Origin of the sequence: Microbacterium sp. Mcb102, from assembly GCF_024519805.1 — a bacterium.
GTDB lineage: Bacteria > Actinomycetota > Actinomycetes > Actinomycetales > Microbacteriaceae > Microbacterium.
The window spans coordinates 294946-317886 of sequence record NZ_JALJRG010000001.1 but is presented as its reverse complement, the minus strand read 5'-3'; the positions used below and the strand labels follow the sequence as shown (position 1 = coordinate 317886).

The following is a 22941-nucleotide window of genomic DNA, read 5'->3' as shown; positions in this document are numbered from 1 at the left end:
AAAGCTGCAGTGCCCCGTGGCCAGCCCCGTCACCGGTCACCAGCGTGTGCCCGAGAAGACTCGGATACTGCCACGACGCTGACACACCGTTCGTCCCTGACGCGCTCAGCGCGACCGACACTCCCCCCGGAAGGGAGCGCCTAAATCAAACGGTCGTGCTCCGCAGGCTCGCCCCCCACCCGCCAGTCGATCGCGTCGGCACTCTGCTCCACGAGGAGGTGGTTCACGCGCGAGAACGGGCGGGAGCCGAAGAAGCCCCGGCTGGCGGACAGCGGAGACGGATGCGCCGAGGCGATGATCGGCGTCGAACCCAGCATCGGCTGCAGGTTCGCGGCGTCCTTCCCCCACAGCACCGCAACGAGCGGCTGATCACGGGCGACGAGCGTCCGGATCGCGAGCTCGGTGACCTTCTCCCACCCCCAGCCGCGGTGCGAGGCGGCGGCACCGGGCCGCACGGTGAGCACGCGGTTGAGCAGGAGCACGCCTTGATCGCTCCACGCAGTGAGATCGCCGTGTGGCGCCGGCGGGATCCCGATGTCGCTCTCCCGCTCCTTGTAGATGTTGGTGAGGCTGCGCGGCAGCGGGCGCACATCACGATCGACCGCGAAAGACAGACCGATCGGGTGGCCGGGCGTCGGATAGGGGTCCTGTCCGGTGATCAGTACCCGCACATCCGCCAACGGACGCTGGAAGGCCCGAAGGACGTTCTCACCGGACGGCAGGTACCCGTGCCCCGCCTCCTGCTCGGCGCGGAGTCGCTCGCCGAGCTCGGTGATGGTGTCCTGAACCGGGGCGAGCGCCTCCGCCCACCCCGCGTCGATCCGCCCGTCCGCGGCGAGCTCGGCGAGAGACCGCGCCATCGTCAGTCGATGGAGCGCACGCGCAGGGGTCCGCGCGCGAGCAGGTGCTGCGCCGACTGCGCGACCGGGCGCATCGTGATCAGGTCGAGGTTGACGTGTCCCGGCGACTCCAGCGCATAGGCGATCACGTCGGCGACGTCTTCGGCGAGAAGAGGCGCTTCGACCCCCGAGTAGACGGCCTCGGCGGCGACGGCGTCTCCGCCCAGACGGTTCAGCGTGAACTCCTCGGTGTGGACCATGCCGGGCGCGACCTCGACGACGCGGATCGGCTCGCCGTTGAGCTCCTGACGAAGGACCTTCACCAGCATGCCCTCGGCAGCCTTCGCGGCGTTGTACCCGGCGCCGCCCGCATACGCCGACTGCGCGGCGGTCGAGGTCACGAAGAGCGTGTCGGCGTGGCCGTCTGCCGCAGCAGCCCGGCGCAGCAGCGGGAGCAGTCCGGCGACGAGGCGCTGCGACGCGAGCACGTTGGCGTCGAACATCCACTGCCAGTCCGCGGCCGAGGCATCCTCGATGCGGTCGGTCCCCCGGGCACCGCCGGCCACCTGCACGAGCGCGTGCACCGGTCCCGACGCTTCGAGCTCCGAGACCAGCGCATCGACGGCTGCCGGGTCGGTCAGGTCGCACGCGATGGCCGAAGCACCGGTCTCCGCGGCGAGCGCAGACAGACGGTCCTCACGTCGGGCGACGCCGACGACATCCCATCCTCGTGCCCGGAGTGCGCGCACCGTCGCCGCGCCGATTCCCGAACTCGCACCTGTCACCACTGCACGTCTGTTCACCATGCCTCCACCGTACGATGTTCCGCCGAGATTGCGGAGTCCCGCACGGGGCTGTCGCAGAACCCTCTCTCCCCCGTGATTCCGGGCCTCCGCCGTGTTACGTCACATTTCCCGGTTGTTGTTGACACGGGCCGATGTTCCGTACTCTCGCTGCAACGGCATCCGCCATCCGACCTTCCGACCACTCCTGGGGGAAATCATGTCCGCACCCGAGTCCTGGCGCTTCGAGACCAAGCAGATCCACTCCGGCGCCGCCCCCGACCCGGTCACGAAGGCCCGCGCCACGCCGATCTACCAGACCACGTCGTACGTGTTCGACAGCGCGGACCATGCGGCCAACCTCTTCGCCCTCGCGGAGTTCGGCAACATCTACACCCGCATCCAGAACCCGACGCAGGACGTGCTCGAGCAGCGTCTCGCCGCGCTCGAAGGCGGCACCGGCGCACTCGTGCTCGCCAGCGGCCAGGCAGCCTCGACCTTCGCGATCCTCAACATCGCTCAGGCCGGCGACCACTTCGTCGCCTCGAGCTCGATCTACGGCGGCACCTACAACCTCTTCAAGTACACCCTCGCCAAGCTCGGCATCGAGGTCACCTTCGTCGAGAACCAGGATGACGCCGAGGAGTGGCGCCGCGCGGTGCGCCCGAACACGAAGCTGTTCTTCGCGGAGACCATCGGCAACCCGCAGATCAACATCCTCGACATCCGCGCCGTCGCCGACATCGCACACGAGTCCGGCGTCCCGCTGATCGTCGACAACACGATCGCCACCCCGTACCTGATCCGCCCGTTCGAGTTCGGCGCCGACATCGTCGTGCACTCGGTCACGAAGTTCCTCGGCGGACACGGCACCACCATCGGCGGCGCCATCATCGACGGCGGAACGTTCGAGTGGTCGAAGAACGTCGACAAGTTCCCGGGCCTCACGGTTCCGGACCCCTCGTACCACGGTGCCAGCTACACCGCCGCGGTCGGCGACCCGCTCGCCTACATCATCAAGGCCCGCGTGCAGCTGCTGCGCGACCTCGGCTCGGCCATCGCGCCGCAGAGCGCGTGGAACCTCATCCAGGGCATCGAGACCCTGTCGCTGCGCATCGAGCGTCACGTGCAGAACGCGCAGGAGATCGCCGAGTGGCTCGACAGCCGTGACGACGTCGCGACCGTCAACTACTCGGGCCTTCCCTCCTCGCCGTGGTACGCCAAGGCGAACGAGTACGCCCCCAAGGGCGTCGGCGCGGTGCTGTCGTTCGAGCTCAAGGGCGGTGTCGAGGCCGGCCGCGAGTTCGTGAACAGCCTGTCGCTGTTCAGCCACCTCGCCAACATCGGCGACGTGCGCTCGCTCGTCATCCACCCCGCGTCGACCACGCACGCGCAGCTCACCCCCGAGCAGCAGCTCACCGCGGGTGTCACCCCGGGCCTCGTCCGCCTCTCCGTGGGCATCGAGAACATCGACGATCTGAAGGCCGACCTCGACCAGGCTCTCGCTGCGGCACGCGCCGTGTCGGAGGCTGCTCGCGCCTGACGTTCCACACGCACCACCACGAGGATGCCTCGGACCACGCGGTCCGGGGCATCCTCGCGTTCGCGGGGTGCGGGCACCACCCGGCCGACCCACAGGCGGCTCCGTTGAGAATGGGATCCCCGCTGTGAGGAGAGCATGATCGACGTCGAACACCGACCACCGCTCGCCCGACGAACCACGACGCGCCATGCCCGCCGTATCGCGATCGCCGGCATCACCGTGCTGATCCTGCTCATGTGCGGCTGGATTCCCGGTGTGGTCGGCACCGCCGTCGCCGCCGCACTCCCTTGGCTCGGACTCGTCCTCCTCGCACTCGTCGTCATCGCGCTCTTCCTCGCGCGGCGCATGATCGTCCTCCTCCTGGTGCCGACGCTCCTCTGGTTCCTCGCGATGGCCGCGACGTTCCCCGGCCTCCCGGCATCAGCCAGTGCGGAGAGCGAGCTCACGATCGCCAGCCAGAACGTGCGCGCGCACTCCGGCAGCGCTGCCGCCTCCGCCGCAGAACTCGCGCAGAGCGAGGCGGATGTGATCGCCCTCACCGAACTCGACGGCGACAGCCTCTCCGCCGCGAGCGAGGTGCTCGCCGACGCCTACCCGCACTCCTACACGGTCGGCACAGTGGCGCTGTGGAGTCGATACCCCCTGGCGAGCGCCGAACCGCTCACTCTCGGGCTCAGCTGGAAGCGCGCGCTCCGCGTCGAGGTGCAGAGCCCCGCGGGACCGGTCGCCGTCTACGTGTTGCATGCCGCATCCGTGCGCCCCGGACAGCAACAGGACCGCGACACGATGCTCAACGGCATCGCCGAGCAGGTCGCCTCCGACGCAGCCACCGCGCTCGTCGTCGTCGGTGACTTCAACGCACCGTCGACGGACCCGAGCCTGGCTGCGCTGCGAGCGGAAGCGGACTGGGCACGGCCGACCGACGGAACCCTCGGGTTCACGTGGCCCGCCGCCTTCCCGCTCGTCCGGATCGACCAGGTGTTCGTCCGCGGACTCGACGTCGTCGCCTCGAGCACCCGACGTGCCGGGAACAGCGACCACCTCGCCACGATGACCCGCGTGCGCTGAGTCGCACGCCCCTTCGTCCGAGCCGTCGCGCGCACAGCGACACGACACCGGGTCGTAACCTGCCACCGGTGGGTCCTGGACCACGCGACAATGGAAGCATGGACTGGCAGACGACCTCCGAGGACACGGTGCCGTCGGCACCCGTGACGGAGGCCGACGTCCGGCTGCTCCGTGCCCGCCCACCGGCGACGGGCGCATGGCGCGACGGCGACCCGGTCGGCGGCAGGCGTTTCGCCGCATTCGGCGCCTTCTCGACCGAGAGCGGCCAGGAGCTGCCGGGAATCCGCATCGCCTACGAGTCGTGGGGCGAACTGAATGCCGCGCGCGACAACGCGATCCTCGTGCTGCATGCGCTCACGGGCGACAGCCATGTGCGGGGCCCCGCCGGCTCCGGCCATCCGACCGTGGGGTGGTGGGAGGACATCACCGGCCCCGGTGCACCGCTCGACACCGACCGCTGGTTCGTGATCGCTCCGAACATGCTGGGCGGCTGCCAGGGGTCGACCGGGCCTGCGAGCGTCGCCCCCGACGGCTACGAATGGGCATCACGCTTCCCCTACCTGACGATCCGCGACCAGGTGGCGGCGCAGGTGCGGCTCGCCGATGCGCTGGGCATCGACAGCTGGGCCGCGGTCATCGGCGGATCCATGGGCGGCATGCACGCCCTGGAGTGGGCGGTGACGCATCCCCAGCGCGTGCAGCGGCTGGCCGTGCTCTCCTCTCCCCCGGTGACGACGGCCGACCAGATCGCGCTGAACACCGTGCAGCTCGAGACCATCCGGATGGACCCGCGGTTCCAGGGCGGCGAGTACTACGACCTCGGAGACGGCGACGGCCCGCACCGCGGACTCGCGCTGGCACGCCGGATGGCTCTGCTGAACTACCGCAGCCCCATCGAGCTGAACCAACGCTTCCAGCGGTCGTGGCAGTCGGATGTCTCACCTCTCGGTCACGGCGGGCGCTTCGCCGTGGAGTCGTACCTCGATTTCCACGGCAACAAGTTCACCCGTCGCTTCGACGCGAACAGCTACATCACGCTCGTCGAGGCCATGAACTCGCACGATGTCGGCCGCGGGCGCGGCGGTGTCGAAGAGGCGCTGCACGCGGTCACAGCCACGACGCTCGTCCTCGGTATCGACAGCGACCGCCTGTTCCCCGTCGACGGACAGCAGCGCATCGCCCGCAGCATCCGGAACGTGATCGAAGGGGAGGCCGTGGTGGTCTCCAGCGACTTCGGGCACGACGGCTTCCTCATCGAGACCGAGGTCGTCGGCGCGAACCTGCGGCGGCTGCTCGAGAGCTGATCCGCGTCGCTCAGCCCGGAACGAACCGCCACGGCAGTTCGCCCGCCTCGAGACGCCCCTGCTCCCACGCGAACGCCTGCCCAGCGCCCGCACCGAGAACACGTGTCTGGAACAGCTGCACGGCACCGCCGGAAGACAACGCGGATGCCGCGTCGGTGAACGCCGACAGCTGATGCAGCGTGATCCAGGTCGGCGGGTACAGCATCCACTCCCCTGCACCGTGCCGCGCGAGAGCCTCGGCAGGACGGACCCAGGCGATCGCGGCCACCTCGTCTTCGGCGGGTGACGGATCGGCGGCCGGCGCCGCGGCGAGGAAGAACCAGGTGCGGATGCGCGTGGGTGCCTCGACCGGCGGATGCCATTCGGAGAACGCCACCAGCTCCTCGACGACGACCCCGACCTCTTCGAAGGTCTCCCGGATCGCGGCACGACGTGCGTCCTCGACCTCCTCGTCACCGTCTCGGAGGTCGGCCGGCTCGACCTTGCCACCGGGAAAGACCCACGCACCCGCGAATGATCCACGATCGGGACGCCGCATCAGCAGCACTTCGAAGCCGGGGTCGGCTGCGCGCAGCAGCACGACCGTGCCGGCGACGGGGAGTGAGGAATCGGGCGCGATCACCCCGTCACTCTACGACGCGACGCGTTCCCTGGCCGCGGGACGACGCGCTTCCACGCGGTAGGACAGCAGGGCGATCAGCAATCCCGCCACGGCGAGCGCGGCACCGGTCCATGCGGGAGCCGTGAAGCCCCAACCTGCCGCGATCACGAGGCCACCGAGGAAAGCGCCCAGGCTGTTCCCGATGTTGAGGGCCGAGTGGTTCATCGCCGCCGCGATCGACTGGTTGTCTTCAGCCACATCCATCAGTCGCGTCTGGATCGTCGGGCTCAGCACCGACGACACGAAGCCGACCACGAAGACCAGCAGCCCGAGCGTCACGATCCAGAAGGCCAGGACCGCGAGCAGGCCGAGGACGACGACGAGGGCCGCGAGCCCGAACAGCAGCGTGCGGCGCAGGTCGATGTCTGCGAGGTGGCCGCCGACGAGGTTTCCCGCGGTCATGCCGAGCCCCATCAGCACCAGGACGATCGGCACCGCCCAGTCCGGCGACCCGGCGACCTCGGTCACGAGAGGCGCGATGTAGCTGTAGACGGCGAAGAAACCACCGAAACCGATCGCACCGATGCCGAGTGTGAACCACACCTGCGGGATGCGGAAGACTCGCAGCTCCTGACGCATCGTGCGTCCGGGATCACCGGGGTGCTGCGGAACGAACACCGCGATGAAGACCGTCGCCAACGCGAACACGAGCGCGACGACGGCGAACGCCGCGCGCCACCCCCACTGCTGTCCGAGGAACGTGCCGAGCGGCACGCCGACCACGTTGGCGACCGTGAGGCCAGTGAGGATGAACGCCACACCCTTGGCGCGGTTCCCCGGACCCATGACGTCGGCCGCGACCAGGGCGCCGATGCCGAAGTACGCGCCATGCGGGAGCCCCGCCAGGAACCGGGAGGCGGCGACCAGTTCGAACGTGGGCAGGATGACTGTGAGCGCGTTGAAGACCGTCAGCGCGAGGGCCAGCACGATCATGACCCGGTGCCGCGGGAAGCGCGCGACGAATCCGGCGATGGTCGGCGCACCGACCACCACGCCCAGCGCGTACAGCGAGATCAGCCAACCGGCCTGGCTCAGCGCGTCTTCCTGGCTGGTGGCCCAGAGCGAGGGCAGCAGGTCGGCGGCGATGTTGGGCAGCAGACCCATGACCACGAACTCGGTCATGCCGATGCCGAAGCTGCCGATGGCGAGAGAGAGGAGCGCCCACTTCGCCGCACCCCTCGATTCAGTCGAGGGATTCACCGGTACAGCCTAGCGGCCGTCCGACGCCACGCCGTCCGTGCTCGTCCGCTCACGCCGCATGAAGACGTCGACCTCGTCCTGCCTCTCGAGAACGAAACCGTGGCGTTCATACAGCGCCCGGGCAGGACTGCCCTGGAGCACGTTGAGACGATGGGGCACGTCATCGTCCAGGAGCATCGTCAGGATGCGACCTCCGACGCCGGCCCCCTGGTGCGAAGGAGCGATGTAGAAGTGCTCCAGCCAGCGCGACCCGCCTTCGTCACGGAGCGCGACGGCGCCGACCTCCTCTCCGTCCACGATGATGACGCGGGTCTCCTCCGGCGCGAACGCGTCCCGGAACCGCTGCCGCACACGCACGTCGTCATAGCGACCGAGCCTCGTCAGATCGGACCGGAGCACGATCGCCCGCAGTTCCGCGATCCAGTCGACGTCATCGTCGACAGCCGGACGTGTCCGGACCTCGGCAGGAGCGCGCCGATCAGTCATCCGACTCCTCGATCGCCGCCTCGAGTCGCTCGATCTTCGCCTCGAGCTCGCCCGAGTACCCGGGGCGGATGTCGGCCTTGAGCACCAGCGACACCCGCGAGCCGAACGGCATGACGGCCTCGGTGGCGCGCTTCACGACGTCCATCACCGAGTCCCAGTCCGGCCCCTCGATCTCGGTGAACATGCTCGTCGTGCGGTGCGGCAGACCTGACTCGCGCACCACGCGCACAGCCGCGGCCACCGCGTCGTGCACGGAGGCATCGGTCCGCTCGGTTCCTTCGGCGGGTGTGCCGCTCGGGGCGACGGAGAAGGCGATCAGCATGGGTTCACTCCTGGAGATTCGGATGACGGACGGGCACGCGCAGGAGAGCGCGGATGCCGAGGACGAGCAGGACGAGGAGAAGGACGTTTCGCACCGTAAGCACCGCGACGGGAAGCGCTTCAGCGCGCAGGAGGGCGTCGTAGCCCAGCGGATACACGAGACAGGTGAGCAGACAGAGTGCGAGGACGATGACCGCGGGCGTGCGCGCTCTGGCACGGTCGAGCACGATCCACAGGATCACCGGCGCAATGAGCCAAGTCTGGAACTGGGGCGAGCCGACCTTGTTGGTGACGATGAGCAGCGTCACGAGTGTGAGGGCGAGCGGCGGGAACAACCGGGGGAAGGCGGCACCGCGCATCGCCTTCACCGCGCCGATCGCCGCGACCGCCAGCACGCAGATCATCATCAGCGGGGTGAGGGCCGCGGCTACGGCATCCACCCCCGGCGCCGTCACCTGGAAGGTGAGGATCTCGAAGCTGTACTCGATGCGTGCAGCCCCCGCGACAGCGAGCCAGAGGAACGGCGTCGCCGCCACCGCCTCGATCTGCAGCCCGCGCCCGGTCTGCTCGGTCAGGAACCCGAGGATCTCGGTGTCCGCGCCGAACAGGAGCAGCAGCACCACGACACCACCCGTGACGATGATCGCCGCGAGCAGCACACGCCACCGCGCGCGGACCGCGACGACGGCGGCCACGACGAGCGCGCCGGGCCAGATCTTGATCCAGGCGCCGGCCGTCAGCAGGGCGGCGGCGATCATCGGTCGCGCGACGAGCCAGAGACCCCCAATCACGGCGAGGGGCACGGTGATCGCGTCGATCCGGTACAGCGCGATCGGTCCGAGCAGCAGGACGGCGCCGCACCAGAACCAGGCCGCGACCCGCCGCGCATGCGAGGGTGAGCGCCCGATGAGCACGCCGAAGGCGACCGCATCGAGGACGATGACCAGCACGGCCCAGCCGACGAGGTAAGCGCTCGAGACGCCGAGCACGGGAACCAGAGGGGCAGCGAGTCCGGCGGCGAGCAGCAGGGGCACCAGCGCGAGCTGGGGGTAGACCCAGGTCTCGGTGATGCCGACGATCGGTCCGCCCCCGAGAGCCGCCGACGCCCACGGCTCGTACACGAGCACGACATCACCCATGGGCTGGCTCGGATACACCCACCCGAGGAGAGCGGTGAGCAGGTGGACGAGGAGGAATGCGCCCCACAGGACGAGCACCCTCATCGTCGAGTCGCGGCTCACGCCAGGACGTCCTGGATCGCGTGCGGGAGCGCCTCGGCCACGTCCATCGCGACGATCGGGTGACCCGGGCCGCCGACGAGCGTGCCGGCCGCGATCCGCGCGGCATGACCATGCAGCCAGGCCCCGGCGGCGGCGACCTCGGCGAGCGCCGCTCCGGGGTTCGCGGCCATGACCGCCCCGAGCACGCCGGCGAGCACGTCTCCGGTACCGGCCGTCGCCAGCCACCCCGTTCCCGCTTCGACGGCGATGACGGCTCCGTCGGGGTCGGCGACCAGCGTCCGTGCCCCCTTGAGCAGCACGGTGCCGCCGATCTTCGCGGCCACCTGCCGTGCCACATCCGCCCGATCGTCGTCTTCGTCGTCGTGGGGCTGCACGCGGAGGCGCTCCTGCAACCGGCTGAACTCCCGTGCGTGCGGGGTGACGAGGAACGGCGCCCGCGCTCCCGGCGCGAGGTCCAGAGCACCCGCATCGATGACCACGGGGACCGCACCGGCGAGGATCTCGCGGAGCGCGACGCTCTCCGCGTCCGTGCGGTGCATCGGATCCGTCCCGGAGCCGATCACCCAGGCTCCGACGCGCGAACTGCCGATGTCCGCTCCCACGACGGTCTCGGGTCGCCGAGCCAGCACGGCGTCCGCCACCCGTTCCGCGCCCACGTACCGCACGAACCCCGCCCCGGCCCGCCAGGCCGCCTCGACTCCGAGCACCGCGGCGCCGGGGTAGGCGGGAGATCCGGTACGCAGCGCCACGACCCCGCGGGCGTACTTGTCGTCCTCCGCCGTGGGCGCACGGAACAGGCGTGCCGTATCGCTGCGTGACCACTCCCGCACCTCGATCATGACTCCACGTTAGTGCGGCGGCCCGAGGCGCACGCCCGCGGGGGTAGCGTCGAACGGTGAGTCTTCTCTTCTCCCCTCTGAGCATCCGATCCGTCACCTTCCGCAATCGCCTCTGGGTCTCACCCATGTGCATGTACAGCGCCGTCGACGGCGTCGCTCAGGAGTGGCACCACGCCCACCTCGCCCAGTTCGCCTCGGGCGGCGCCGGGCTGATCGTCGCCGAGGCCACCTCGGTCGTCCCCGAGGGCCGGATCTCCCCTCGCGACGTCGGCCTCTGGAACGACGAGCAGCGCGACGCACTCACGCCGATCGTGCAGGCCATCCACGACCGCGGAGCGCACGCCGGCATCCAGCTCGCGCACGCGGGACGGAAGGCCTCGACCTGGTGGCCCTGGGCTCCCCAGCGCGGCTCCGTCCCGCAGGAGGACGGCGGCTGGACGACCACGGCGCCCTCGGCAGTGGCGTTCGACGGCTTCGCGGAACCGGTGGCCCTCGACCTGGCGGGCATCGACCGGGTGGTCGAGGGGTTCGCGTCCGCCACGCGCCGCGCGCTCGACGCCGGCTTCGACGTCATAGAGATCCACGGGGCGCACGGCTACCTCCTGCACCAGTTCCTGTCGCCGCTGTCGAACCTGCGCGACGACGAGTACGGCGGATCGCTCGAGAACCGTGCCCGACTGCTGCTCCGCGTGGTCGACGCCGTTCGTGCCACCGCCGGCGCCGAGGTGCCGCTGCTCGTGCGCATCTCGGCCACCGATCACGCGGACGGCGGCTTCACCCCGGAGGAGGCGACGATCGTCGGCGACTGGGCGGCACAGCACGGGGCCGACCTGATCGACGTCTCCAGCGGCGGCCTCGTCGCGCATCAGCGGATCGACGTGTTCCCCGGCTACCAGGTGCCGCTCGCCGAGACGGTGCGCCAGGGGGGCCGCATCCCGGTGTCCGCGGTCGGGCTCATCACCGCGTCGGCCCAGGCGGAGCAGGTGCTCGCCGACGGCGCGGCGGACGTGATCTTCGCGGGTCGGGAGTGGTTGCGTGACCCGCACTTCGCCCTCCGCGCCGCCCACGAGCTCGGTGCGGAGATCGCCTGGCCCCCGCAGTACGAGCGCGCGCACTGGCGCTGAGCGGGCGCGCACGCGACGAAGGCCGCCGATCCTCCCGGGTCGGCGGCCTTCGCGTATCTGTCCGGATCAGCGTCCGCGGAAGCGACGCGTCGCGTCCTGCACCTCGCCGACCAGCTCCTCCAGGATGTCCTCCAGGAACAGCACGGCGGTGGTGTTCCCCTGCGCGTCGCGCACCTTGGCCAGGTGGCGGCCCGCGCGGCGCATGACCGCGAGGGCATCCTCCAGATCCGTATCCTCCTGCACCGGCACCATGTGGTGGATGCGCTTGGCCGGGACCGGCTGGATCATCTTCGTCTCGGCATCCGGCCCTTCGGATGCGCGGAGGATGTCCTTCAGGTGGACATATCCGATCGGCACCGCTTCGTGGTCGACGATCACGTAGCGGGAGAACCCGTAGCGGGACACGGCCTTCTCGATGTCGTCCGGCGTGGTCGACTGCGGCAGCGTCACGAGATCGCCGAGCGGCACGGCGACATCCCGCGCCTTCTTGTCGGTGAATTCGACGGCGGCGGCGACCGTTCCCGCGGTGTCCATCAGCAGACCCTCACGTCGCGACTGGCTCACGATGGTCGCGACCTCGTCGAGCGTGAACGTGGAGGCGGCCTCGTTCTTCGGCTCCACCCGGAAGAGGCGCAGCACACCGTTGGCGGCCGCGTTGAGCACCCAGATCACCGGCATGAATACCTTCGACACCCACACGAGCGGCGGAGCCAGGATCAGCACGGCACGATCCGGCACCGAGAACGCCAGGTTCTTCGGCACCATCTCGCCGAACACGACGTGCAGGAACGAGACGATCAGCAGCGCGATCGCGAAGGAGACCGCATCGACGGCACCGTCCGGCCAGCCGAGCGCATGCAGCGGCACGGCGAGCAGGTGGTGGATCGCGGGCTCCGAGACGTTCAGGATCAGGAGCGAGCAGATGGTGATGCCGAGCTGCGAGGTCGCGAGCATCAGAGTCGCGTGCTCCATCGCGTACAGCGCCGTCTTCGCTGCACGCGAGCCCTGGTCTGCGCGCGGTTCGATCTGCGACCGACGAGCCGAGATCACCGCGAACTCTCCACCGACGAAGAACGCGTTCGCGATCAGAAGCACGACGAGCCAGGCGAGTCCTCCCCAATCGTTCATCGGGTGGCCTCCTCTCCCCCGTCGAGCGGACTCGGAACGTAGCGGACGCGGTCGACGCGCCGGCCGTCCATGCGGACGACCTGGAGGATGCCGCTGTCGAGCGGCACCTCGTCGCCGACCGAGGGCACGCGCTCGAGCACGCTCATGACGTAGCCGCCCACTGTGTCGTACACGTCGCCCTCCGGCACCTCGACGCCCGCGCGACGGCGCAGCTCATCGGGCCGCAGCTCGCCGGGGAAGGTCACACCCTCCCGGTTGCGGATGACTCCTGCTCTGGTGCGATCGTGCTCGTCGGCGACCTCGCCGACCAGCTCCTCGACGAGGTCTTCGAGGGTGACGAGACCCGCAGTCCCGCCGTATTCGTCGACGACGACGGCGAGCTGGTAACCGCGAGCACGGAGCTCGGAGATCAGGGCGTCGACGTGCACCGTCTCGGGTACGCGCAGGGGCTCGGTCGCCAGAGCACCGACGGGGACGTCGATCCGGCGATCACGCGGCACCGAGATGGCCGCCTTGAGGTGCACGACGCCCGTGATGTCGTCGAGATCGTCGTCGTAGACCGGGAAGCGGCTGTGGCCGGTCCGTCGCGCGAGTTGGATGACGTCGTCCACCGAGTCGCCCGCGGCGATCGCGTGCATGCTCGGCCGCGCGGTCATCACATCGGCGGCGGTCAGCCGGGAGAACATCAGGGTGCGGTCGAGCAGCGTCGCGGTGTCGGCCTCGAGCAGGCCCGCATTGGCGGAGCGTCGGACGAGCGAGGAGAGCTCCTCCGCGCTGCGGGCACCGGAGAGCTCCTCCTTGGGCTCGATGCCCATGCTCCGCAGCACGCCGTTGGCACTGCCGTTGAGCACGACCACGGCCGGTTTGAAGACTGTCGTGAAGGCGACCTGGAAGGGGATGACGAGCTTCGCCGTCGCCAGCGGCAGGGCGAGCGCGAAGTTCTTCGGCACGAGTTCGCCGAGGATCATCGAGAGCACGGTGGCGACGAGCATCGCCACGATCGTCGCGATGGGCGCGACCGCCGCCTCCGGGATGCTCCAGGCGAGGAGCGTCGGACGAAGCAGGTTCGACAGCGCCGGCTCCATCGTGTAACCGGTCAGCAGCGTCGTCAGCGTGATGCCGAGCTGCGCTGCGGAGAGATGCGTGGACGTGTGCCTGAGGGCGCCGATCGTGAGCGAGAGCCGGGATTCACCTCTGGCCTGTCGCGCCTCGAGCTCGGCGCGGTCAAGGTTGACCAGCGCGAACTCGCTGGCGACGAAGAGGCCGGTGCCGACCGTGAGAAGGAGCCCCACGCCCAACATGATGTAGTCCATCAGCGGTTCCTCTCCTGCGAGAGAGGCGGACAGTGGGGCGATGTTCTGCAACTGGGAGGGTCGTCCATTATGCGGACGATTGTACAGAAGACGACTGTGCTCGCGCTCGCGATCACCAGCTGACGGGCAGCGCCTTGCCCTCTTCGTACCCCGCCGCCGACTGGAGTCCGACCAGCGCGCGATCGTGGAACTCCGGCACGGACGACGCACCCGCATACGTGAACGACGAACGCACGCCCGAGGTGATCATGTCCAGCAGGTCCTCCACGCCGGGACGCAGGGGGTCGAGATAGATCTTGGACGAGGAGATGCCCTCGGCGAAGAGCTCTTTGCGGGCCCGCTCGTAGGCGTCGAGTCGGCCGAAGCGCGCCTGCACCGCCTTGGTCGACGCCATGCCCCAGGATTCCTTGAACAGGCGTCCGTCGCCGTCGCGCTGCAGCTCCCCCGGCGCCTCGATCGTGCCGGCGAACCACGAGCCGACCATGACGGATGCCGCGCCGGCCGCGAGCGCGAGCGCGACGTCGCGGGGGTACCGCACGCCACCGTCGGCCCAGACATGGGCGCCGAGCTCCTTGGCGGCCTGGGCGGTCTCGAGCACCGCGGAGAACTGGGGGCGGCCGACCGCGGTCATCATGCGCGTCGTGCACATCGCCCCCGGGCCCACGCCCACCTTGAGGATCGTCGCGCCCGCATCGACCAGGTCGGCGACGCCGTCGGCGGTGACGATGTTGCCGGCGACGATGGGCAGGCCGAGGTCGAGCTCGGCGATCGCACGCAGAGCGCGCAGCATGCTCTCCTGGTGGCCGTGCGCGGTGTCGACGACCAGCACGTCGACACCGGCTCCGGCGAGCGCCTTGGCCTTCGCTGCGACGTCGCCGTTGATTCCGACGGCCGCGGCGACGGCCAGACGCCCGTCGGTATCGACGGCCGGGCGGTACAGGGTCGAGCGCAGCGCACTGCGCGCGCTCAGGGTGCCCACGAGATGTCCGTGATGGACCACGGTCACCATCTCGACGTCGGCGTCCGTGATGACGTCGAAGGCGTGCCGCTCCGAACCGATGTCGTCCGCGTCGATGGACGGCGTCCCGCGGTGCACGAGATCTCCGAGCTGGGCATCCGGCAGAGCGGTGGCGAGTCTGGTCGCCGGGAGCACGCCGAGGATCCGGCCGACCTCGATCGGCGCGGCACCCTGCGCCACCACGATCCCGTGGCCGGCGGCGGCCGGGAGCAGACGGAGGGCGTCGGAGACGGAGGCCTCGGGCGGGAGCACGATCGGGGTGTCCCAGAGGACCGGCTGCGCCTTCACGTCGCGGATCGCGGAATCGAGGTCCTGCAGCGGCAGGTCCTGGGGAAGGACGCCGAGCGCACCTCGGCGGGCGAGCACCGCCGCGATGCGCGGTCCGGTCACGGAGTTCATGTTCGCGGCGACGATCGGAAGGGTGGCCGGGGTGCCGTCCAGTGGTGCCAGATCGACCTGAAGACGGCTGGTGACCCCGGATCGCCGCGGCACCAGGAAGACGTCCGAGTAGGTCAGGTCGACGGTCGGCTGCGCTCCAGAGAACTCCATGTCTCCACGGTACCCAGATCGCAGCCGCGTGGGCGCGTCGCTTCCGACGATTCCTCGAGCGAAACACGTTAGGCTTGTTGGTCGAGAGTGTGCGGATCCGAACGCATCCTGCGTCGACGTCCGCACCAGAGAGCTTCAGCGATGAAAGAGGGCGATCGAGAGTGTCGAACCAGGTGACCGGCGTCAACGGCGACGGGGGGTTCGGAGCCAATTCCTGGCTCGTCGAAGAGCTCTACGAGCAGTTCAAGGTGAACCGCGACTCCGTCGACAAGGAGTGGTGGCCGATCCTCGAGAAGTACCACTCGGACACGTCCTCATCGGCACCCGCCGCCGCGGACACGTCGGCACATCCGGTGACCGCCCCGATCCCGGTGATCGGCTCGCAGCCGGTCGCCCGCACGACCGCGAAGCCCGCGGCCGCCGCGCCGATCCCGGCCCAGGCGCCCAAGCCCGCGCCCAAGCCCGAGTCGAAGGAAGCCGCCGAGACGGTCGAGGAGGACAAGGTCACTCCGCTGCGCGGCCTGCCGAAGACCCTTGCCGCGAACATGGACGAGTCGCTGACCGTCCCGACCGCGACCAGCGTGCGCACCGTGCCCGCGAAGCTGATGATCGACAACCGCATCGTCATCAACAACCACATGGCGCGCACCCGCGGCGGCAAGATCAGCTTCACCCACCTCATCGGCTGGGCGCTCATCCGCACGCTCGACGAGTTCCGCAGCCAGAACGTGTTCTACGCCGAGATCGACGGCAAGCCCTCGGTCGTCGCCCCGGCGCACGTCAACCTCGGCATCGCGATCGACCTGCCCAAGCCCGACGGAACTCGCGCACTCATGGTGCCCAGCATCAAGCGCGCCGACACCCTGTCCTTCACGGAGTACCTCAGCGCCTACGAAGACCTGGTCACCCGCGCGCGCGGCAACAAGCTCACCGCCGCCGACTTCCAGGGCACCACCGTCTCGCTGACCAACCCGGGCGGCATCGGCACCGTGCACTCCGTGCCGCGACTCATGAAGGGCCAGGGGTGCATCATCGGCGCCGGCGCCCTCGAGTACCCCGCCGAGTTCCAGGGCGCGAGCGACAAGACGCTCAACGAACTGGCGATCGGCAAGACGATCACGCTCACCAGCACCTACGACCACCGCGTCATCCAGGGTGCCGGGTCGGGCGAGTTCCTCAAGAAGGTGCATGAGCTGCTCATCGGCCAGCGCGGCTTCTACGACGACATCTTCGCGGCGCTCCGCATCCCGTACGCCCCCATCCGGTGGAACCCCGACATCGCGGTCGACCTCGCCGAGCGCGTCGACAAGCAGTCCCGCGTGCAGGAGCTCATCAACTCCTTCCGCGTCCGCGGCCACCTGATGGCCGACATCGATCCGCTCGAGTACCAGCAGCGGTCACACCCCGACCTCGAGATCGAGAGCCACGGGCTCACCTTCTGGGACCTCGACCGCGAATTCGTCACCGGCGGATTCGGCGGTCGGCGCGTCGCCAAGCTCCGCGACATCCTCGGAGTGCTCCGCGACTCGTACTGCCGCACGCTCGGCATCGAGTACATGCACATCCAGGACCCGGAGCAGCGTCGCTGGTTCCAGGAGAAGGTCGAGGTCAAGTACCAGAAGCCCGGCCACGACGAGCAGCTGCGGGTTCTCCGCAAGCTGAACGAGGCCGAGGCGTTCGAGACCTTCCTGCAGACGAAGTTCGTCGGCCAGAAGCGCTTCTCGCTCGAGGGCGGCGAGTCGCTGATCCCGCTGCTCGACGAGATCCTCCAGGGCGCCGCGACCGCAGGTCTCGAGGGTGCCGCGATCGGTATGGCCCACCGCGGCCGCCTCAACGTGCTCACGAACATCGCCGGCAAGACGTACGGCCAGGTGTTCCGGGAGTTCGAGGGCACCCAGACCCCCGGCAACCAGCGCGGCTCCGGCGATGTGAAGTACCACCTCGGCACCGAGGGCACCTTCGTCGCCGACGACAAGTCCGAGCTGCCGGTCTACCTCGCGGCCAACCCCTCGCACCTCGAGACGGTCGACGGCGTGCTGGAAGGAATCGTCCGCGCCAAGCAGGACCGCAAGCCGATCGGCACGTTCGCCTGGCTGCCGATCCTCGTCCACGGCGACGCCGCCTTCGCCGGGCAGGGCGTCGTGGTCGAGACGCTGCAGATGTCGCAGCTGCGCGGCTACCGCACCGGCGGCACGATCCACGTCGTGGTGAACAACCAGGTCGGCTTCACGACGACCCCGAACGACGGACGCACCTCGGTGTACTCCACCGACGTGGCGAAGACCATCCAGGCACCGGTGTTCCACGTGAACGGCGACGACCCCGAGGCCGTCATCCACGTGGCGCAGCTCGCGTTCGAGTACCGCGAGCGCTTCCACCGCGACGTCGTCATCGACCTCGTGTGCTACCGCCGACGCGGTCACAACGAGGGCGACGACCCCTCGATGACGCAGCCGCTGATGACCGACCTGATCCAGGCGAAGCGGTCGGTCCGCCGGCTGTACACCGAGTCGCTCGTCGGCCGTGGCGACATCACGGAGCAGGAGTACGACGAGGCCAAGGCGGACTTCCAGAACCGTCTCGAGATCGCCTTCGCCGAGACCCACGCGGCGGAGACCGGGGCGACGCCGATCGCACCCGACCTGCCTCCGGTGGAAGATCAGGTCGGCGCGCCCGAGGTCACCGGCGTGCCGGGTGAGGTCATCCAGCTCATCGGCGACGCGTTCGTGAACAAGCCCGAGGGCTTCACGGTGCACCCGAAGATCCAGCAGCTGCTGGAGAAGCGTCTCGACATGAGCCGCAACGGCGGTATCGACTGGGGCTTCGGCGAGCTGCTCGCATTCGGCTCTCTTCTGGTCGAGGGCACCCCGGTGCGTCTCGCCGGGCAGGATGCGCGCCGCGGCACGTTCGTGCAGCGTCACGCGACCCTTCACGACCGCGCGAACGGCCAGGAGTGGCTGCCGCTGTCGAACCTGTCCGACGCGCAGGGCCGGTTCTTCGTCTACGACTCGCTCCTCAGCGAGTACGCCGCCCTCGGATTCGAATACGGCTACTCGGTCGAGGCCCCCGAAGCACTCGTGCTCTGGGAGGCGCAGTTCGGCGACTTCGTCAACGGCGCCCAGTCCGTCATCGACGAGTACATCTCCGCCGCCGAGCAGAAGTGGGGCCAGCAGTCCAGCGTGACGCTGCTCCTCCCCCACGGCTACGAGGGCCAAGGACCCGACCACTCGTCGGCGCGCATCGAGCGATTCCTGCAGCTGTGCGCACAGGAGAACATGATCGTCTCCCGTCCGTCGACCCCGGCGTCGTACTTCCACCTGCTGCGCCGCCAGGCCTATGCCCGTCCTCGCAAGCCGCTCATCGTGTTCACTCCGAAGGCGATGCTGCGTCTGCGCGGCGCGACGAGCCCGGTCGAGGCGTTCACCCAGGGCCGGTTCGAGCCGGTGATCGACGACGACCGCGGTCTCGACCGCTCGGCCGTGAAGCGCGTCCTCGTGCACTCGGGCAAGGTGCACTGGGATCTGCGCGCCGAACTCGATAAGAACCCGAACCCCGAGGTCGCCCTCGTCCGGCTCGAGCAGCTCTACCCGACGCCGATCGACGACCTCAAGGCCATCACCGACTCCTACCCGAACGCCGAACTGGTGTGGGTGCAGGAGGAGCCGGAGAACCAGGGCGCCTGGCCGTTCCTCGCGCTCGCCTTCGCCGACGTCCCCGGCGACCGTTCCTTCCGTCCCGTCGCCCGCACGGCATCGGCATCGCCGGCGACGGGATCGTCCAAGGTGCACGCGGCCGAGCAGGCCGCACTGATCCGCTCGGCCGTCACGCTCGGCTGATCCATCGACGAGAAAGGGCGCCCCGACCACGGTCGGGGCGCCCTTCCTCGTTCCGGTTCAGTACCAGATGTCGAGGGACGGCACGGGGAAGGCGACCAGCGCCCGGTCGAGCGCCTCGACGGCCGCAGCGTCGCCCGAGATCCGACCGGCGGCGTGCAGAGACGCCGCGCGAACTCCCCCGGCGTACAGCGAAGACAGCGCCGACACGTCGAGCACGATGTCGGCCGGATCTCCATCCTCGGCGACCTCGACCGTCGCGTCACCGGACTCGTCGATGCGCACGCGCCAGTCGCCGTTCGCGAACCCGAGCGAGTCCTCGACGCGCAGCACCGTGTCGAGCGGAGCGGAGTAGCGTCGTGCGGTCAGCGCGGCCGGGAGATCGAGGATGCGCAGCCAGCCGTGGTCATGCACCTCCTGCTTCACGCCGCGGGAGTCGGCGACGAGCCAGGGCAGCGGATCGTCGAGAGGACGGAGGTCGGCGACGACCTCGTCGACGAGGTCGTGCTGCAGCGCGAAACGCCACAGGGCAGCGCGCGCTTCGGTGGTCTCCGCCACGAGCAGCCGCACGTCCAGGCGGAAGCGCAAAGTGCCGTTCGCCTCACTCACGGTGTATGCCATGACGCCTCGAAGCGCACCGTCCTCGTCGAGATAGCGCACGCCACGGGCCTGATCCCGATCTGCGGTCGGCGCGACGCCCGCATACCCCTCCCAGCGGCCGCGCCAGCCGGGGATCTGTCCGGCCGTTCGTCGACGCGCGCGCTCGTGGACAGCCCCGAGGTCGGCGGCGAGTGTCTCGCGGTCGACGTATTCGAGGCGTCCCGGCGAGGTCTCGCCGCCCCACCCCGCCCGTCGTGTGTCCACGGTCAGGCGCGCGACCGGAACGGCGGAGCCGAAGCCGTAGCGCCCGTAGATCGTCGCCTCCGTCACGGTGAGACCCGCGACGGCGACACCGGCTGATGCTGCGGCCCGCAGCTCCCCCTCCAGAAGGGCTCTGGCGATGCCTCGGCGCCGATGGGTCGCCGCGACGGTGACGACGCTGATCGCCCACATGTCGATCTCGCCGCCGCCCGGAAGCGTGAGCGGAGTCGCCCACGCGTTGGTGGTCGCGACCGGCAGCGCCGCTTCCGCTGCCGACTTCTCGAACACGCCGATGTTGCGTCGTGCGGCGAAGGTCTTCGTGACCTGGGCGAGCATCTCACTGCTCGGTTCTGCGCCGAGGAACCCGCGGTCGACCGCACGCTGGAATGCCACGGCGCTCGCGTCATCGTTCAGATCGACGACGCGGTACTCGAGTCCGGCGGCCGCCAGTCGTTCAGTCGAGGTGGTGTCTGCGGGCACATCCCGCGCATCGATGGAGCTCATCCATCCACACTACCGACGGGCTCGGACGCGCGGTCAGTGCTGGGCAGCCTGGGCTTCGCGGAGGCGAGCGAACACCTGGTCGCGCAGCTGCTCGGGAGCGGTCTCCTTGCATGCACGGGCGATGACCTCGGTGAGGGTCGTCGCCACGAGCGCCTCATCACGGCAGGACGGGCAGTGCTCGAGGTGCTCACGGATCTCGGTGTGCTCGGTCTTGCACACCTCGTTGCGGAGGTACTCCTCCAGATCCTGACGCGCTTTGTCGCAGCCGCAGTCGCTCATTTCTTGCTCCTCGTCTCAGCCGCGGCGATGCCCCGCTCGGCGGCGTAATCTGCCAGCAGCTCCCGCAGCATTCGCCTGCCACGATGCAGGCGGCTCATGACGGTGCCGATGGGGGTCTTCATGATGTCGGCGATCTCCTGGTACGCGAAGCCCTCGACGTCCGCGAGGTACACCGCGAGGCGGAAGTCCTCCGGCACGGCCTGCAACGCGTCCTTGACCACGGATGCCGGCATCCGGTCGATGGCCTCCGCCTCGGCGGAACGGCTGTGCGAAGCCGTCGTGGATTCCGCACCGCCCAGCTGCCAGTCCTCGAGCTCATCGATCGTGCCCTGGAATGGCTCGCGCTGGCGCTTACGGTAGATGTTGATGTACGTGTTCGTGAGGATGCGGTAGAGCCACGCCTTGAGGTTGGTCCCCTGCGAGAACGTCGACCAGGAGCCGTACGCCTTCACGAACGTCTCCTGCACGAGGTCGGCGGCGTCAGCGGGGTTGCGCGTCATGCGCATCGCGGCGGCGTAGAGCTGATCCATGAAAGGGATCGCCTGCTCCTCGAACTCGCGTCGGGGGTCGCCGACGATGTCTGCGGTTGCGGTGTCATCCATCACCGGCCAGTCTAGGCCGCTGAGGTCGATCACCTCGCGCTCCAAGGTCGCCGGCATTCTCTCTCCTTCGCTTTCAGGAGCCTGTCTTTCGCGACGAAGCTTCCCGCGTTTACTAAGGTGAGAACCGATGAGCGCCAACAGGTATTCCCCCGCCCGGGTGCAGGGCACCTATCCTGCGCCCACCACCGACGTGCCGGTGCACGCCGAGCTCACGATTCCGGGCTCGAAATCGCTGACGAATCGCGAGCTGATGATCGCTGCGATCGCCGACGGCCCCGGCCGATTGATCGCTCCTCTCCATTCCGATGACTCGGCACGCATGGTCGATGCTCTGCGCGCCCTCGGCGTCGGCATCGAAGAGGTGGAGGCCGGACACGAGTTCGGCCCCGACCTCGTTGTCACCCCGGCGAAGCTCCGTGGTGGCACGACGATCGACTGCGGCCAGGCGGGCACCGTGATGCGCTTCATCGCCCCGCTGGCGGGCCTCGCCGAGCACGACGTGCACCTCACGGCGCATGAGACCGCACTGCATCGCCCTATGGGCGGGCTGATCAGCACGCTGCGGGACCTCGGCGTCGACATCGACGACGAGGGGACCTGGGCGCTCCCGTTCACCATCCGCGGTCACGGGCGCATCCGCGGCGGTCGAGTCGAGATCGACGCGTCGGCGTCGAGTCAGTTCGTCTCCGGGCTCCTGCTCGCCGCTCCTCGATTCGATGTCGGACTCCATCTCGTCCACGTCGGCGAGCACCTCCCGAGCCTTCCGCACATCGACATGACCATCGAGGCTCTGAGCCGCCGCGGCATCCGCATCGAGCGTCCGGCGGTCGGCGAGTGGCTCGTCGAAGCCGGCGTGCCGCGTGCGAAGGAGATCGCGATCGAGCCGGATCTCTCCAACGCCGCACCGTTCCTCGCGGCAGCCCTCGTGTCCGGTGGCTCCGTCTCCGTCACCGGCTGGCCGGCACACTCCACGCAGCCGGGGGCGCTGCTGCCGGACATCCTGCAGGCCGCCGGAGCGCACGTGGGTCGACACGGCGGCACCCTCACGGTGCGCGCCGGCTCCGGCATACGCGGTCTCGACCTCGATCTCTCCGCGGCGAGCGAGCTGACTCCGACACTCGTCGGCCTCGCCGCGTTCGCGGAGTCCCCGACGACGATCCGTGGCATCGGCCACATCCGGCTCCACGAGACGGACCGGATCGCGGCGCTCATCGGCAACCTCCGCGCGCTCGGCGGGGAGGCCGAGGAGCTCCCGGACGGGCTCCGCATCATCCCCCGCCCGCTGCACGGCGGCAGCTGGGCCGCCCACCACGATCACCGGATGGCCACGACCGGTGCACTGATCGGCCTGCGCGTTCCCGGTGTCGAGATCGACGACATCGGAACCACGGCCAAGACCCTCCCGGAGTTCACGATGCTCTGGGAGCGGATGCTGCGAGGTTGATG

General features: G+C 69.5%; 20 protein-coding genes. 6 read left to right on the top strand and 14 right to left on the bottom strand.

What is annotated here, in order from left to right:
- Nucleotides 1-140: 140 nt before the first annotated feature.
- Both OC372_RS01490 and OC372_RS01485 read right to left on the bottom strand, forming a co-directional pair.
- Nucleotides 141-860: a uracil-DNA glycosylase gene (locus OC372_RS01490; protein ID WP_262000734.1), complete on the bottom strand. Its 720-nt coding sequence runs from the start codon at nt 858-860 to the stop codon at nt 141-143.
- A 2-nt stretch (nt 861-862) separates the two neighbouring features.
- Nucleotides 863-1645: an SDR family oxidoreductase gene (locus OC372_RS01485; protein ID WP_262000733.1), complete on the bottom strand. Its 783-nt coding sequence runs from the start codon at nt 1643-1645 to the stop codon at nt 863-865.
- Between the two features lie 196 nt (nt 1646-1841).
- On the opposite strand from OC372_RS01485, the gene OC372_RS01480 reads away from it, so the two are divergent.
- From OC372_RS01480 to OC372_RS01470, 3 genes are all read left to right on the top strand, one after another.
- Entirely contained in the window at nt 1842-3164 is a 1323-nt protein-coding gene (locus OC372_RS01480) for a bifunctional o-acetylhomoserine/o-acetylserine sulfhydrylase (RefSeq protein WP_262000732.1), read from the top strand.
- Nucleotides 3165-3299: 135 nt separating this feature from the next.
- On the top strand, nt 3300-4232 hold the full coding sequence (locus OC372_RS01475; RefSeq protein WP_262000731.1) for an endonuclease/exonuclease/phosphatase family protein: 933 nt from the start codon (nt 3300-3302) through the stop codon (nt 4230-4232).
- A 98-nt stretch (nt 4233-4330) separates the two neighbouring features.
- Nucleotides 4331-5536, top strand: a complete 1206-nt coding sequence (locus OC372_RS01470) for a homoserine O-acetyltransferase (protein ID WP_262000730.1) — start codon at nt 4331-4333, stop codon at nt 5534-5536.
- Between the two features lie 10 nt (nt 5537-5546).
- Here the strand turns inward: OC372_RS01470 and OC372_RS01465 are convergent, their stop codons facing one another.
- Genes OC372_RS01465 through OC372_RS01440 form a run of 6 tightly spaced genes read right to left on the bottom strand, consistent with a single transcriptional unit; the run spans nt 5547 to nt 10284 of the window.
- The gene (locus tag OC372_RS01465) at nt 5547-6158 is read right to left on the bottom strand and encodes an NUDIX domain-containing protein (protein WP_262000729.1); all 612 of its coding nucleotides are present in this window, start codon (nt 6156-6158) and stop codon (nt 5547-5549) included.
- Nucleotides 6159-6167: 9 nt separating this feature from the next.
- Nucleotides 6168-7397 carry an MFS transporter gene (locus OC372_RS01460; RefSeq protein ID WP_262000728.1) on the bottom strand — a complete coding sequence of 410 codons (1230 nt, stop codon included), beginning with the start codon at nt 7395-7397 and terminating at the stop codon, nt 6168-6170.
- 9 nt (nt 7398-7406) lie between these two features.
- Nucleotides 7407-7883, bottom strand: a complete 477-nt coding sequence (locus OC372_RS01455) for a GNAT family N-acetyltransferase (protein ID WP_262000727.1) — start codon at nt 7881-7883, stop codon at nt 7407-7409.
- A complete protein-coding gene (locus tag OC372_RS01450; RefSeq protein ID WP_262000726.1) occupies nt 7876-8205 on the bottom strand; it encodes an MTH1187 family thiamine-binding protein in 330 nt (109 codons plus the stop codon). Before OC372_RS01450 ends, OC372_RS01455 begins: the two co-directional genes overlap by 8 nt.
- Nucleotides 8206-8209: 4 nt before the next feature.
- Nucleotides 8210-9445, bottom strand: a complete 1236-nt coding sequence (locus tag OC372_RS01445) for a hypothetical protein (RefSeq protein ID WP_262000725.1) — start codon at nt 9443-9445, stop codon at nt 8210-8212.
- Nucleotides 9442-10284 (bottom strand): NAD(P)H-hydrate dehydratase, encoded by an 843-nt coding sequence (locus OC372_RS01440; protein WP_262000724.1) that lies wholly within the window; start codon nt 10282-10284, stop codon nt 9442-9444. Before OC372_RS01440 ends, OC372_RS01445 begins: the two co-directional genes overlap by 4 nt.
- Nucleotides 10285-10340: 56 nt before the next feature.
- Between OC372_RS01440 and OC372_RS01435 the strand changes: the two genes are divergently transcribed.
- Nucleotides 10341-11408, top strand: coding sequence for an NADH:flavin oxidoreductase/NADH oxidase (locus OC372_RS01435; RefSeq protein WP_262000723.1), 1068 nt, complete (start codon nt 10341-10343; stop codon nt 11406-11408).
- A 66-nt stretch (nt 11409-11474) separates the two neighbouring features.
- Here OC372_RS01435 and OC372_RS01430 read toward each other — a convergent pair whose 3' ends face one another.
- From OC372_RS01430 to OC372_RS01420, 3 genes are all read right to left on the bottom strand, one after another.
- On the bottom strand, nt 11475-12536 hold the full coding sequence (locus tag OC372_RS01430) for a hemolysin family protein (protein ID WP_262000722.1): 1062 nt from the start codon (nt 12534-12536) through the stop codon (nt 11475-11477).
- Nucleotides 12533-13849, bottom strand: a complete 1317-nt coding sequence (locus tag OC372_RS01425) for a hemolysin family protein (RefSeq protein ID WP_029261940.1) — start codon at nt 13847-13849, stop codon at nt 12533-12535. The genes OC372_RS01430 and OC372_RS01425 overlap by 4 nt, the downstream gene beginning before the upstream one ends.
- Before the next feature lie 112 nt (nt 13850-13961).
- Nucleotides 13962-15416: a GuaB1 family IMP dehydrogenase-related protein gene (locus tag OC372_RS01420; RefSeq protein ID WP_105709683.1), complete on the bottom strand. Its 1455-nt coding sequence runs from the start codon at nt 15414-15416 to the stop codon at nt 13962-13964.
- Nucleotides 15417-15577: 161 nt separating this feature from the next.
- Between OC372_RS01420 and OC372_RS01415 the strand changes: the two genes are divergently transcribed.
- Complete coding sequence (locus OC372_RS01415) at nt 15578-19252, top strand: multifunctional oxoglutarate decarboxylase/oxoglutarate dehydrogenase thiamine pyrophosphate-binding subunit/dihydrolipoyllysine-residue succinyltransferase subunit (protein WP_029261942.1); 3675 nt, start codon at nt 15578-15580, stop codon at nt 19250-19252.
- A 57-nt stretch (nt 19253-19309) separates the two neighbouring features.
- Here OC372_RS01415 and OC372_RS01410 read toward each other — a convergent pair whose 3' ends face one another.
- Genes OC372_RS01410 through OC372_RS01400 form a run of 3 tightly spaced genes read right to left on the bottom strand, consistent with a single transcriptional unit; the run spans nt 19310 to nt 21552 of the window.
- Complete coding sequence (locus tag OC372_RS01410) at nt 19310-20614, bottom strand: GNAT family N-acetyltransferase (protein ID WP_262000721.1); 1305 nt, start codon at nt 20612-20614, stop codon at nt 19310-19312.
- 33 nt (nt 20615-20647) lie between these two features.
- Entirely contained in the window at nt 20648-20893 is a 246-nt protein-coding gene (locus OC372_RS01405) for a zf-HC2 domain-containing protein (protein ID WP_029261944.1), read from the bottom strand.
- Nucleotides 20890-21552, bottom strand: a complete 663-nt coding sequence (locus OC372_RS01400; RefSeq protein ID WP_029261945.1) for a sigma-70 family RNA polymerase sigma factor — start codon at nt 21550-21552, stop codon at nt 20890-20892. Before OC372_RS01400 ends, OC372_RS01405 begins: the two co-directional genes overlap by 4 nt.
- A 70-nt stretch (nt 21553-21622) precedes the next feature.
- Between OC372_RS01400 and aroA the strand changes: the two genes are divergently transcribed.
- Entirely contained in the window at nt 21623-22939 is a 1317-nt protein-coding gene (gene aroA, locus OC372_RS01395; protein ID WP_262000720.1) for a 3-phosphoshikimate 1-carboxyvinyltransferase, read from the top strand.
- Nucleotides 22940-22941: the final 2 nt, after the last annotated feature.